Genomic DNA, 12,789 nt, shown 5'->3' with positions numbered 1-12,789 from the left:
CGGCCGCCCGATTTCTGCGGGTCCGGTCTCAAGTCGGTCGGCGCTCGCCGACCCGATCGGTAGAATGAACTTGACTTCGCCACCAACACACCCTGCCATACAGCTATGAACGTCGCCATCGGCTCCGATCACGCCGGATTCCGCTACAAGGAACTCATCAAGTCTCACTTGATTGCTCTGGGACACGAAGTTTCCGATTACGGCACTGATTCGACGGAAGCGGTCGATTATCCGTTGTTTATCCGACCGGTGGCCGAGGCGGTCGCCCGCGGCGACGCGGAACGCGGGATCGTGCTGGGCGGCTCGGGTAACGGCGAGGCTATGGTGGCCAACCGGGTAAAGGGCGTCCGCTGCGCCCTATGCTGGAACGTCGAGTCGGCGCGTCTCGGCCGCCAGCACAACAACGCCAACGTTCTTTCACTTGGTGAGCGAATGATTTCCGAACAGCTGGCGATCGACATCGTCGACGCATGGCTGACCACGCCGTTCGAAGGAGGCCGCCACCAGCGGCGGATCGATCTGATCGACGCGGTTTAATTGTACGAACTCGCATCGTTTCTGGCGTCCAAGTTCACGCTACGGGAGAATCGCCGTGATGCCTACAAGTCGTCGTCAGTTCTTCGCGCAAACGGCGATCGCCGCGGGCGCCAGCGCCGCCATCGCGGCGAAAGCTGATGAAGCGCAGCAACCCGTCACCCCAGCCCCCGGTCGCGGCAACCCGATAGCCGTTTCGACGTACTCCTTCTGGCGGTTCAAGGAAGATGCGAAGCTCCCGATCGAAACATGCATCGACGAAGCCGCGCGAATGGGTTTTGACGCCGTCGAGATTCTGCAAATGCAGATGGAGAGCGAAGAGCCGGCGCAACTTCAGCGACTCAAGCAGCGCGCGCTCATCAACGGGGTGAGCCTCTGTGGATTGAGCACGCATCAAGGCTTCCTTTCGCCAGATCCCGCTATTCGTCAGAAGAACATCGACCACACGAATCGAGCGATCGAACTTGCGTACGCTCTCGGCATCCCAACGATGCGCGTCAACACGGGACGGTGGGGAACAAGCAAGGACTTTGACGAGTTGATGGCAAATCGCGGCATTGAGCCGCGGCTGGAGGGCTATTCCGACGACGACGGATTTAAATGGGTCATCGACTCGTTCGAGAAGTGCATTCCGGCGGCAGAGAAGTGCGGCGTCACTCTTGGGCTCGAAAACCACTGGGGCCTCGGGCTGACGCCAGAGGGCGTGCTCAGGATCATCAAGGCGATTGACTCCCCATGGCTCCGCTGCACGCTCGACACTGGCAACTTTCTTGAGGACCCGTACGATCGGCTGGAGATGCTGGCTCCTGAAACGGTATTCGTGCAGGCCAAAACGTACTTCGGCGGCGGCGTCTGGTACTCGCTCGACCTCGACTACACGCGCATCGCCGATCTGCTGCGACGTCACGGCTATCGCGGGTATGTGTCGCTTGAGTTTGAGGGGAATGAGGATTGGCGCACTGCAATTCCGCAAAGCTTGTCGCTGTTGCGGAGCGCTTTCGGGAGCGAGCAGGCCTAGCAACCATCAACTGAAGACTCAACATGGCCAGCGAAACGGAGACGGCGATCAAGCCAGGTTGTCAGTTTGCCAGCGACAACACGGCGGGCGCCTGTCCCGAAGCGCTCCAAGCTTTCGTCGAAGCGAATGCCGGTTCGCAAGCCTCGTACGGCAACGACCGATATACGACGGTCGTCGCGGACCGTCTCCGCGAGCTGTTCGCCGCGGACTGCGACGTCTATTTCGTGTTCAATGGCACTGCCGCTAACTCACTGGCTGTGTCGACATGCTGCCAGCCGTACCATAGCGTGATTTGTTCCGACGTCGCTCACTTGGAAACCGACGAATGCGGAGGACCCGAGTTTTTCTCGGGCGGCGCGAAGCTGCTGCTCGCGGGTTCCACTCACGGCAAGCTTAACGTGGCTTCAGTGGAAGAGCTCGTCACGCGCCGCACAGATATTCACTACCCCAAGCCCCATGTGTTGAGCATCACCCAGTCAACCGAGATGGGAACAGTCTATTCCCTGAAAGAACTCGCTCAGCTGGGGGCCGCCGCAAAACGATTGGGGCTGCGAGTTCACATGGATGGCGCACGTTTTGCCAATGCCGTGGCATCGCTCGACGCGGCCCCGGGCGACATCATCCGCGCGGCGCAGGTCGACGTGCTTTGCTTTGGCGGCGCCAAGATTGGACTGCCGGTTGGCGAGGCGGTGCTGTTTTTTGATCGGCGTCTTGCGGCCGACTTCGCATACCGCTGTAAGCAGGCTGGGCAACTTGCTTCGAAAATGCGATTCCTCACCGCTCCCTGGCTCGGCCTGCTGTCGGATTCGGCCTGGCTCAAGCATGCCCGGCACGGAAATGCCATGGCCGCCCGCCTGGCTGCAGGGTTATCGGCGACGCCCGGGGTCGACCTCCTGCATCCTCCCGACGCGAACGCCGTCTTCGCCTCGCTCCCAGCAGCGGTCCATCAGCGACTCAACCAGCGGGGCTGGCGATATTACACCTTCATCGGCCTTGGCTCCGCCCGGTTTATGTGCTCGTGGGCGACGACGACGGCAGAGGTCGACGCACTGCTGCACGATATCCGAAGTTCGGCAACCAGGCAGGCGTCGTATTAGCTTCTCAAGCGCTGCCGGAGGCGGGCGCCGCTGAGCATTGCCGTGGCGAGCGTCAGCATCACTGCACTTGATGGCTCCGGCACGGACGCTAAAGCAAACGCGGCTGCGGCTGGAACGGGCGTGACTGCCGTGAGTCGCTCGATGCTAAAATCAAAGTTTGCAAAGTTGTCGAAGTTCTGATTCTTGAGCGAACCGATCATCACATAGATCGTGTCGCCGACGGCGAGTTGGCCAAATTCGCGGAAGAATCCCTTCCAGGAACCATCCGTGAGGACGGTTTCGATCCCGCCGATCCGCGTGCTATTAACGTAGACGAGCAATTCCAAGCCATCTTCGTCGCCCGTCTTCACGCCATCAGCCTTGGAGATCAGGCCGGCATTCAACCGATAGGACCCTGCGCCGTCCTCGGCTTGAATCGTATACCCAGCAATCGTGCAGTAGCCGGCTCGTCCCGGGTGTCCGCCGTCGAGGCCGAGGGTGAGATAGTCGTCGTTGTGGGTCTTGCCATTCCAGACCGTAGTGGCGCCGCCGGTCGTGTTATAGGCGCCTGCCACCGAACTCCATTTCAAATTTGCATATTTGCTGGCGTCGCCGAGCTTGCCGCTGGCGCTCCACTGATACTTCCACCCGGCCGCCGGACCGCCTGATTGAAAGTCGCCGCGAAATCCCGCCACGGCGATCCACTGCCTTTCGACTGGCTGCTCCGGCGTCGGCGCGGGGTTGGGATTCGGGTCGGGGATAGTTACTTGCGGGGTGCGAATCAGTGAGAAATCAAAACTCTTGAACAGGTCAAAATTCTGATTCTTGCCGGCGCCAATCATGACGTAGACCGTATCTCCGACGGCAAGTCGGCCCAGATCGCGGTCGAATGACAGCATCGACCCTGTGGTCGAGACGCTCTGCAGCGATCCGAGCTTCGTGTTGTTGATGTAGAGCAGCAGATCGAGGCCGTCCTCATCGCCCGTCTTCACGGAGTCACTCTTCATGATCGAGCTGCCAATGAGCTGATAAAGCCCGGCGCCATCATCGGCCTGGATCGTGTAGCCCGTGATCGCGTAGTACCCAGGGCGTCCCGGGTGACCGCCGTCGGCGCCCAGCATCAGGTAATCGTCGTTATGCGACTTGCCGTTCCAGACCCTGGTCGCGGCGCCCGTGGTGTTGTAGACCCCTTCGGTCGAGCTCCACTGGAGCGCGGCGTACTTGCTAGCGTCGCCAAGCTTGCCGTTGGGGTTCCACATGTACTTCCAGCCCTGAGCGGGGGCGCCGGCCTGAAAATCGGACCGATAGCTGGCGATAACGCCGGAAGTCGGCGTCGGCTCGGGATCGGGAGCCGGCGTCGGGACCCCGTTGCTCAAGGTGATCTGCCGGCGCACCAGTTTGGCGTCGTTCCACCGATTCCAGCCCCCTGAAGCGCTATCGGTGTAGTAGGCGTAGAAGGACTGCCCGGTGTGCGTCGGGTCCGCACCAGTGCCGATGAGCGTCGGATACATTTGCTCTCCGGCGTCGGTGACGACCGCCTGTCGCTGGCTCCAATTCACGCCGTCCATCGACGTTGAGAGGAAGAGGTTGTTGTTGCCGGTAGAGTCTGCCCAGTCGGAGGTCATCATGATGAGTCCGCCGAGGTAGTCGTTGTACGACACGGCCGACCACGCATTCCCGGGATTGCCGACTTCCAGCGCGGAAGATCGCCCGCCGATGCCGGGTTGCGTCCAGGCGCCGTTGTAGTACTTGGTGAAGCTGGTGCCCTGGTTGTTTATGGCGTTGGCCAGGATCGTGGCGATGGGGGCCTTGGCGACGGCGAGTTCGCTGCTGCCTCCCCCTTCCAGATAATCGCGATAATAGACGTACATGTCACCGTTCATGACGGCGAACGAGCCGCCGCCGACTTCAATGGACTGCGTCCGCTGCGACATCGGCACATCGGGCTCGACGATCAGACCGAGATCGCGGAACTGCAGGCCCTGTGAATCGGTGGAAACGGCCATGCCTAGCACGCTGTAGTAATCTTGCCCACTGCTGGCGTGGCGTTCAGCGTGGTAGATCATCAGTCGTGCGCCGGTCGTGGCGTCGAAATAGGTCGGACCGCCCGCGACGTAATTGAAATAGTTGCTTGGCAATCCTGTGATGCTGACGTTGCTGCGGGACTGCGCCGGGTCGGCAAGCGTGCCTGTCGTGCGGACGGGAGTCGGACCGTTGGCTCCATAAAACTGGTACTGGCCATTGCCGATCGGGACGACGCCAAGATTGCCGTCGACCCAGTAGTCGAGCCCCTTGTTGCGGCGCTGCGAAGCAGAATAGATCACCTCGGTCTGCCCCACGTTGTAGACGAGCGCGGCCTGCGCCGCAGTCGCCGAGAACGCGAGCAGCGCGAGCGTCATCAGTCCGGCAAGAGGGCGCCGAACGGCGAACCGAGTGGGCAACGAAGCGCCGGCGGGCGCCGAGGCGGACTCATTCATGGCGGCCAATCGTGTCGTGAGCGGAGCAGGAACTTCGAAAGTTCGACGCCGTTCGAGTGCGGCATCCTCACGCCCCGAGGAGAAGCGGAGTCAGAACTCCGGTCGGGGGGCCGACAATTTCAGTCTGATTGCGGGGAAGGGCGTGTCTAGGTTCGCCAGCCTGTTTGCCGCGATTCGAGGCTGGACGAACGCCGCGAATGCGGGTCGCGCCGGTCTTTCAACCGCCGTGACCTCCGATTGTCCGGATCATACGGGTGCACGGGCACGCGCGGCGGCGTCTTGAGACGGCCGGCGATCGAGCGAAGCGTGCATCAGCCCTGGAATTTGCCCGGCAAGCGCACGTCACTCCGTTCTCCAACGGCCAGATGGGCAGGCCCGATGGCGTGCCCAAACGGCGCGAATGCCGTAGCAAAAGGACTTGTCGGCTAGGGAACGAACTTGACTGCGGCTTCCCAAAGCTGCTGCGGCGAGATGAACAGCAAGATGCTTGCCACGGAGCAGAGCGTCCCGGCAACGGCGGGGGCCAATGTCAGCTTCGACTTTTCGCCCGCCGGGGCCGTATCGAAGAACATCACGCCAATTAATCGCAGGTAGTACCACGCGGAGATTGCCGCGTTCACCGCGAGGACGATGGCGAGCGACCGGCCAAGCGTCGTCCCCTCGCCCCAACTGGCAAGGAAGAGATTTAGCTTGCCGAGCATCCCCACTGTCGGCGGCAGGCCGGTCAAGCTGAACAGGCACACGGCGAGGGCGAGAGCGACGGCTGGGTGAATGCGGCTCATCCCCGCCAGATCGCTCACGGTTCGCACCGGCGACTTGTCGCTACTCACTCCGGCGAACAGGGCAAACACGCCGATCGTGATCAGCGCGTAAGTTGCCAGGTAGAACAGCAAGGCGCCGACGCCGCTGACGTCTGAGTTCTCGCTCTGAACGACGAGGCCGATCATCATATAACCGGCGTGGGCCACGCTGGAATAGGCCATGAGGCGATAGAGGTTGTCTTGCCGCAGCGCCAACAGATTGCCAATGGTCATCGTGGCGATCGCTAACGCGGCAATCAGCATCTGAGCCGACGGGCCGCTAACTGCTTCGGTGACGCCGAGGCCATCGACGAGCGGCAGCAGCCGCAGCAGGGCGGCAAATCCAACCATCTTCGGCACATACGAGAGCATTGCGGCGGCGGCTGACGGAATTCCCTGAAATACGTCCGGAGCATAAAAGTGGAACGGTACAGCGCCGAGACGGAATGACAGCCCAGCGATAAGCAGCGCCACTGACAGCCGCACAAGCGTCGCGGCGCCATCCGATTTTCCGGCTGAAAAAACCTCGGCAATGCCGGCCAAATTCGTGGTCCCCGCGGCGCCGTACAGCATGCACATGCCGTAGAGGACGATTGCGGACGAGAAGATGCTCAGCAACATGTACTTGATGGCCGCTTCCTGATTCGCTTCGCCGCGGCGCGGCAGGTAAAGCAGGACGTACGTCGGAATGCTGACAAGCTCTAAAGCCAGGAAGAGGACGATCAGATCGTTCGCCAGAGCGGTGAGATTGACGCCGACTAGAATTGCTAAGAGGCAAGCTTGAGACTCGGCGGAGTGGCCGTCGTCGATCTGGTCGACTAAGACGATCGAGATGAGCGCCCCTAGCGCCAGCGTCAGCCCGCGGACGTACCAAGTGAGCGCATCGGCTCGGAACGGCCCCGTATCGAGCGGCCGGACCGCATCGGAAGTCCACCAGACAAAGCCGGCGCATCCGATGGCCACCAGCGCGAGCGCGCCCCAGCGTTTGCGCAGGCCCGGAGCCCCGACGCCCGCTTCGGTGACGAAGAAGGGCCCGGTGAGGAACATGACGCAGACGGCGACCACCAGAATCAATTCCGGGGCAAGAAAATGGACGCCGTTAGTGAGTTGCTCGATCGCGGTCGCCATCGTTACTGCTCCTGCCCCGAACGTTGTTGCACTTTGGCGACAGCCAGCGCCTTCAAGTCGACGGGAGGCCGCCCGTCGTACAGCTTTGCCACGGCCTCGATGTCGGGCCGAATTACGTCGATCAGCGGTTGCGGCCTCACGCCGATCCAGAGACAAGCCGCAGCCAGCGGGAGCAGCGCAGCCAGTTCGCGAAACGAGATGTCGCGAATCGGACCATGGCGATCATGATCATGGTGGTGAACAGCCGGCTCTTTCAGCGGACCGAAGAACACGAACTGCAACATCGTCAGCAAGTACCAGGCGCCGAGCACCAAGCCCGTGGCTCCAGCGGCAGCGTACAAGGGGTTTCGCTTGAACATGCCTGCCAGCGACAACATTTCGCCGGGAAAGCCGTTGAGCCCCGGCAAGCCGACGCTTGCCATACAGATGAAGACCATGCCGGCCGCCATCAAAGGCAGCCGGCTCGCGAGACCGCCGAGGTCGTCCATCATCCGCGTGTGATAGCGCTCGTAGAACATGCCGACGATGAGGAACAATGCCCCCGTCGACAGACCGTGATTGACCATCTGCAGCACGCCGCCGGTCATTCCTTCCACGTTCAGAGCGAAGAGGCCCAGCATGCAAAAGCCTAAGTGGGCGACGCTGGAGTAAGCGACAAGTTTCTTGACGTCGCGTTGAATCAACGCACAGAGCGAGCCGTAGACGATGCCGATGACCGACAGAATTGCCGCGGCCGGCAAGCCGACCGTCAGGCACGCGTCGGGAAGCATGGGCAGGCAGAACCGGAGAAATCCGTAGGTGCCGAGCTTCAGCAGGACGCCGGCAAGCAAGATACTGCCCGCGGTCGGCGCCTCGACGTGCGCCAACGGCAACCAAGTGTGGAATGGGAAAACGGGAACTTTGATCAAAAAGCCCACCGAGAGCGCGGCGAAAACGCCGACCTGGAGCCATGGATCCATCGGGTGCGCTTGATACCACGCCGCGAGTTCAGGCAGCGAGCAAGGCGACGTGAGGCCGCCTTTGGCCGCGTAACCAATCAGCGTGATGATTCCCAGTAGCGTCACGAGGCTGCCGGCGAGCGTGTAGAGGAAGAACTTCACCGCCGCGTAGCGACGCTGCGGACCGCCCCAGATGGCAATCAGGAAGAATAGCGGGATGAGCGTGAACTCGAAGAAAACGTAGAACAGCACCGCATCGAACGCGCAGAAGACGCCGATCACGCCGCTCTGCAAGATGAGAAGCGCGGCGTAGAACTCCGACTCGCGCTCGGTGATCGCGTCCCAGGAACTCAAGACGCAAACCACGCCCAGCAGGGCCGTGAGAACGATCATGACGACGCTAATGCCGTCGAGCCCGAAGTGGAATTCGAGTTTGATCGCGTCAGCCGCGGCTCCCGGCGTTGACGTGTCGCCGATAATTTCCCACGTGCGACGGTATTCGACGCGCGGTGCGATAGGAGAATCGCTTGCCGAGACGCCTTGCTCTGCCTGCAGAGCGCGATAATCCGCCGCCAGTTGCAGCGACAGCGCCAGTGCCACCAGCGATCCACCGAGCGCGATCCAGCGTGCGGAGCGTTGCTGAGAGACGCCCGAAAACAGGAGCAGCAGCCCCCCGGCGCCCAGCGGAACCAGCAGCAAGATGAACAGGAGTTGGATCATTCAGCGGTCGCTATGGTAATTTGAAGATGGTGTGAGTGTCGCGACGTAGCGTTCGCAGTGGTTGCCACAGGGAGGCTGTCCGAGCGCTATTGGTGGAACAACCCCAGCATGTAACCCATGCAGGCCAGGGCTCCGACCCACATCATCAAGGCGTAACTGGAAACGTAGCCGGTCTGCAGCAGTCGCGGCGCCGCGCTGAGCAACCGCGGCAAGGCACCTATGCCGTCAACGATGCGATCGATGACCTGCGTATCGAACATGAAGCAGAGGTAGGCTAGTCCTCGCAGAGGTAGGACCAAGATCGCCGTAAAAATCTCATCGAGGAAAAACTTCCGCGACGAGAGGTCATATAGGAAGTTGGCTCCCTGGCTCACCTTGGCGGGCAAGCCCGGGTTCTTCACATACATGAACCACGCCACCGCAATGCCGAACAATGCAATCAGTCCGCTCTGGACCATCAAGCCGACGTGGAAGACATGATTCTCGACGGGCTCGAAACCGGGCGTGTGCTCAAAGTAGTGAGCAAACAAATGCGTCACGGCGACGGCGGCGCCGACGGTCAACGCTCCGATTGCCAAAATTCGCAGCGGCCACGCCATGGCCGGGGGCGCGTCGTGCGGATGGTGCCCTGCTTCCGGCGGGGTGCGCTCGGGGCCCCAGAAGGTCATGAAGTATGCACGAAAAGTGTAGAACGCGGTCAGCAGCGCCGTGACGGTGGCAATCCAATACACCGCGGTAAAGATGTTGCCGTACTTGTCGCTATGGTGGCCCGCCTCATGCAACACGGCCAAGATCTCATCCTTGCTCCAGAAGCCGGCGAGCAGAGGGACCCCCGCCAGCGCCCCGGCGCCGCACAAAAACGTCCAGTGCGTGACTGGAATCACCTTTCGCAAGCCACTGAAGCGACGCATGTCGATCACGTCGCCCATGGAGTGCATGACGCTGCCGGCCGCGAGGAACAAGAGAGCCTTGAACACGCCGTGCGTCACCAGGTGAAACATGCCGGCCGTCGCACCCGCCGTCGCCAATTCCGCCCCGGCCGCGCCGACGCCGAGCGCCATGAACATGTACCCAAGCTGACTGACCGTTGAATAAGCGAGAACTCGCTTGAGGTCGGTTTGCGTGAGTGCGATTAGGGCCGCGATCAGCGCGGTAGTGGCTCCGATGCACGAGATGAAGACCTGCGCCTGCGGAGCATACATGAACAGCGGCGTGCTGCGGGCCACCAGGTAGACGCCCGCGGTAACCATTGTTGCGGCGTGGATGAGAGCGCTTACGGGCGTGGGGCCTTCCATCGCGTCCGGCAACCAAACGTGCAGCGGGAACTGAGCGCTTTTGCCCATCGCGCCGACAAGTAGCAGGAAGCAGATGGCGATCATTCGCGTCGGATGATCTTGCGCGATGAGCGACAAGTTGTCGGCGTCAAACAGGACGTTGGCGAAGTCCATCGAGCCAAACGTATCCCAGATCAAAAAGATCCCCAGAATCAGCCCCATGTCGCCGATGCGATTGACGACGAATGCTTTCTTCGCCGCGGCCGCCGCACTGGGCTTCTGAAACCAGAAGCCGATCAGCAAATAGCTGCAAAGACCGACCAGTTCCCAGAAAATGAACAGCTGCAGGTAGTTGGCCGATAGGACCAGCATCACCATGGAGAAGACGAAGAGCGATACTGCGCCGAAAAATCGCGGGTAGCCCTTGTCGCCATGCATGTAGCCGCAGGCGAAGACTGAGACGAGAAAACTCACGCTGGTCACCATCGTGAGCATCAAAGCGCTCATCGCGTCGGCCCGCAAGTCGATGCGGACGTCCATGCCGCCGACCTTTAGCCAGGAGTACCCGGTTGCCATCGCGCCGATGACTGACTCGTCGGGGCTTTCGAACGTCGCGGGCGCCAACTTCGTCACCAGCAGGATGGCGCAAACCATCGACGTGGCAAGCGCGAGCCAGCAAGGCCAGTGACTTCGCTCACGCAGCACGGATTTGCCGAGCAGTGCGATTACGAGCGCCGCGACGAGCGGAGCGCCGGGAATCAGCCACAGCACGAGATGTTCAGTCGCGGGAGACATGGGGGCGAGTAAGTGATCGGGGGACGGTGACAGGTGAGCGGTAAAGGCGAGCGGTGAATGGCGGTGCTTGATCAGCAATCCTTCCGATTACTGATCACCAGCCACCCTCTCAATAATCATCATCTGGCGGCGAGGGAGTTAGAATCTTGCGTGGATCGGTTGACGTCGCGAGTTCCACTGGAAAATCGTCGTCGATCTCCGGCAGGCCGCCCGCCTTCGTTAGTCGGGGCGAAGCCGGGCGCTCCTCCCGCAAAACGCGACTCTCCAACGGCTGCACGGGCTTGTCCCACTTTGGCAGATCTGGCTCGCTCAGCTTGCTCCAAATGTCGACGTCGAGCGACTTCGTTCGCTGGTAGAGCGATAGCACGAGCGACAATCCGAGGGCCGCTTCACAGGCCGCCACGGTGAGCATGAAAATCGTAAACGACTGTCCTTCGAGATTGTTGTGCATTCGCCCGAAGGTCAGCAACGTCAGCGAGACGCCGTGCAGCATCAACTCCACCGAGAGGAATATCAAAATCAAATTACGGCGCGTCACGAACCCGATGCCGCCCAAGACGAACAGCGCGGCGCCAACCGCCAAATAACAACCCGAATCAGCGGTCATAGCGTTCCTTCGGCCCTCCGCGGCGCGATCGCAATGGCGCCAATGCCAGCCACGAGGAGCAGCGTTCCTGCAATTTCTACGGCGTAAAGATAGTCGCCGAACAGCGAGAGGCCTAGCGCCCGCAACGAATCAAATTGATCAACATCGCTCGGCTGGCTGAATGGATTCGTCGCCGCCTCGGCGGTCAGCGCGGGACCCGCTGCAGCCATTGGCGCCTTCTGCCACGCTTGAAAATTCCAGAGCAACGCAGCAAGCATCAGCCAGCTGGCCACAATCGACATGATTGGCGTCCGGGCGCGGTAATCGTAGAAGCTACGGCCCTGCTGCTGGGCGAGCATGATCACAAACAGGAACGTCACAATAATGGCGCCGGCGTAAACGATGATCGTCGCGGCCGCGAGAAACGGCGCCGCTTGCATCATGAACAATCCGCAGGTCCCAAGCGTTGCTAATGCGAACCATAGCGCGGCATAGACAGGTTCGCGGCTGGTGACCATCAACACGCCGCTCAGCAGGGCGGATCCCGCGAACAACCAGAATAGAATCTTGTTGGTGACGTCGCCGCCTGGTCCGCTGAACATCGCCACCGCCGCAATCAAACCGGCGGAAGCGAGGAACGCGCCCAGCACGCGCAGCGCGGCGGTGCGCGGCGACGTGGCAAGCCACATGCCGATCGCGCCGGCAGCCAGCGATCCGTACAACACACCTTGAACAGCCGAGTCGCTCATCGTTTGTTATCGCGCCGTTCCAGGATCGTCAAAGGGATGTGGGTTGTTGAACGTGTGGATCGTACCGGGAGCGATCGACTGCGCCGAGCGGTCGCCCGGCGTGACCTGGGTCGCCGGCGCCACGGTCGGAAGCGTGCTGAATTCGGCCGCCGGCCCGAGCTTGCCGCGCCGGGTTCGCAACGGATCGCGAGGATCGTCCTTGGTCTTGTCGTAAACGTCGAGCAACTTCTCGCGGTTGTAGATTAGCTCCTCGCGGCTTTCGCCCGTGAGGTCGTAGATGTGCGTCAACTCAATCGCATCGACCGGGCACGCCTCTTCGCACATGCCGCAGTAGATGCAGCGGAGCTCATCGAGGATGAACGATGCCGGGAACTTGTCGCGATCGGGCCAATCGGGCGGAGCGGCCGCGGCTTCGATCGAGATGCAGTCCGCCGGGCAAGCCGTCGCGCACAACATGCAGGCAACGCACTTCACGCGGCCTTTCTCATCGCGGTTAAGTCGATGCACGCCGCGATAGTGGAGCGGCAGCACCGGCTTCTCTTCCGGATATTGCTGCGTGACCGGCTGGTAGTTGGTGACGTGCTTAATGGTCGTCTTCAGACCGTCGACGATCGCCGGGAGAAACGTCATCTCCCAGAAGCCCATTTCGGGCTCTTCGATCCACATCACGTCGTTCTTGGCAACAGGCATGATA

The 12,789-nt window shown here is 61.3% G+C and carries 10 protein-coding genes; 3 read left to right on the top strand and 7 right to left on the bottom strand.

Annotated features, from left to right (window positions below):
- Window positions 1-105 precede the first annotated feature (105 nt).
- Genes rpiB through I41_RS07165 form a run of 3 tightly spaced genes read left to right on the top strand, consistent with a single transcriptional unit; the run spans window position 106 to window position 2,649 of the window.
- A complete protein-coding gene (rpiB, locus tag I41_RS07175) occupies window positions 106-537 on the top strand; it encodes a ribose 5-phosphate isomerase B (RefSeq protein ID WP_145431902.1) in 432 nt (143 codons plus the stop codon).
- A 58-nt stretch (window positions 538-595) separates the two neighbouring features.
- Window positions 596-1,552, top strand: a complete 957-nt coding sequence (locus tag I41_RS07170) for a sugar phosphate isomerase/epimerase family protein (RefSeq protein WP_145436272.1) — start codon at window positions 596-598, stop codon at window positions 1,550-1,552.
- 23 nt (window positions 1,553-1,575) lie between these two features.
- Window positions 1,576-2,649, top strand: a complete 1,074-nt coding sequence (locus I41_RS07165) for a threonine aldolase family protein (protein WP_145431901.1) — start codon at window positions 1,576-1,578, stop codon at window positions 2,647-2,649.
- Here the strand turns inward: I41_RS07165 and I41_RS07160 are convergent.
- The 7 genes from I41_RS07160 to I41_RS07130 all read right to left on the bottom strand — a co-directional run bounded on the left by I41_RS07160 (window position 2,646) and on the right by I41_RS07130 (window position 12,785).
- On the bottom strand, window positions 2,646-5,105 hold the full coding sequence (locus tag I41_RS07160) for a hypothetical protein (protein WP_145431900.1): 2,460 nt from the start codon (window positions 5,103-5,105) through the stop codon (window positions 2,646-2,648). The two genes, I41_RS07165 and I41_RS07160, sit on opposite strands and share 4 nt — an antisense overlap.
- Before the next feature lie 425 nt (window positions 5,106-5,530).
- Window positions 5,531-7,033, bottom strand: coding sequence for an NADH-quinone oxidoreductase subunit N (locus I41_RS07155; RefSeq protein ID WP_145431899.1), 1,503 nt, complete (start codon window positions 7,031-7,033; stop codon window positions 5,531-5,533).
- Between the two features lie 2 nt (window positions 7,034-7,035).
- Complete coding sequence (locus tag I41_RS07150; RefSeq protein WP_145431898.1) at window positions 7,036-8,691, bottom strand: complex I subunit 4 family protein; 1,656 nt, start codon at window positions 8,689-8,691, stop codon at window positions 7,036-7,038.
- An 86-nt stretch (window positions 8,692-8,777) separates the two neighbouring features.
- Complete coding sequence (nuoL, locus tag I41_RS07145) at window positions 8,778-10,760, bottom strand: NADH-quinone oxidoreductase subunit L (RefSeq protein WP_145431897.1); 1,983 nt, start codon at window positions 10,758-10,760, stop codon at window positions 8,778-8,780.
- 109 nt (window positions 10,761-10,869) lie between these two features.
- Window positions 10,870-11,367, bottom strand: coding sequence for an NADH-quinone oxidoreductase subunit NuoK (nuoK, locus tag I41_RS07140; RefSeq protein WP_145431896.1), 498 nt, complete (start codon window positions 11,365-11,367; stop codon window positions 10,870-10,872).
- Window positions 11,364-12,095 carry an NADH-quinone oxidoreductase subunit J family protein gene (locus I41_RS07135; protein WP_145431895.1) on the bottom strand — a complete coding sequence of 244 codons (732 nt, stop codon included), beginning with the start codon at window positions 12,093-12,095 and terminating at the stop codon, window positions 11,364-11,366. Before I41_RS07135 ends, nuoK begins: the two co-directional genes overlap by 4 nt.
- A 6-nt stretch (window positions 12,096-12,101) precedes the next feature.
- Entirely contained in the window at window positions 12,102-12,785 is a 684-nt protein-coding gene (locus I41_RS07130) for a NuoI/complex I 23 kDa subunit family protein (protein WP_145431894.1), read from the bottom strand.
- Between the last annotated feature and the right edge of the window lie 4 nt (window positions 12,786-12,789).

This window comes from Lacipirellula limnantheis, from assembly GCF_007746075.1.
Classification (GTDB): Bacteria; Planctomycetota; Planctomycetia; order Pirellulales; family Lacipirellulaceae; genus Lacipirellula; species Lacipirellula limnantheis.
This window is presented reverse-complemented; position numbering and strand designations above follow the sequence as displayed.

Bases quoted from the DNA above. Each gene is read 5' to 3' on its own strand.
- I41_RS07160 (WP_145431900.1), bottom strand. From the start codon at position 5,105: ATGAATGAGTCCGCCTCGGCGCCCGCCGGCGCTTCGTTGCCCACTCGG.
- I41_RS07165 (WP_145431901.1), top strand. From the start codon at position 1,576: ATGGCCAGCGAAACGGAGACGGCGATCAAGCCAGGTTGTCAGTTTGCC.
- I41_RS07155 (WP_145431899.1), bottom strand. From the start codon at position 7,033: ATGGCGACCGCGATCGAGCAACTCACTAACGGCGTCCATTTTCTTGCC.
- nuoL (WP_145431897.1), bottom strand. From the start codon at position 10,760: ATGTCTCCCGCGACTGAACATCTCGTGCTGTGGCTGATTCCCGGCGCT.
- I41_RS07130 (WP_145431894.1), bottom strand. From the start codon at position 12,785: ATGCCTGTTGCCAAGAACGACGTGATGTGGATCGAAGAGCCCGAAATG.
- I41_RS07170 (WP_145436272.1), top strand. From the start codon at position 596: ATGCCTACAAGTCGTCGTCAGTTCTTCGCGCAAACGGCGATCGCCGCG.
- I41_RS07135 (WP_145431895.1), bottom strand. From the start codon at position 12,095: ATGAGCGACTCGGCTGTTCAAGGTGTGTTGTACGGATCGCTGGCTGCC.
- nuoK (WP_145431896.1), bottom strand. From the start codon at position 11,367: ATGACCGCTGATTCGGGTTGTTATTTGGCGGTTGGCGCCGCGCTGTTC.
- I41_RS07150 (WP_145431898.1), bottom strand. From the start codon at position 8,691: ATGATCCAACTCCTGTTCATCTTGCTGCTGGTTCCGCTGGGCGCCGGG.
- rpiB (WP_145431902.1), top strand. From the start codon at position 106: ATGAACGTCGCCATCGGCTCCGATCACGCCGGATTCCGCTACAAGGAA.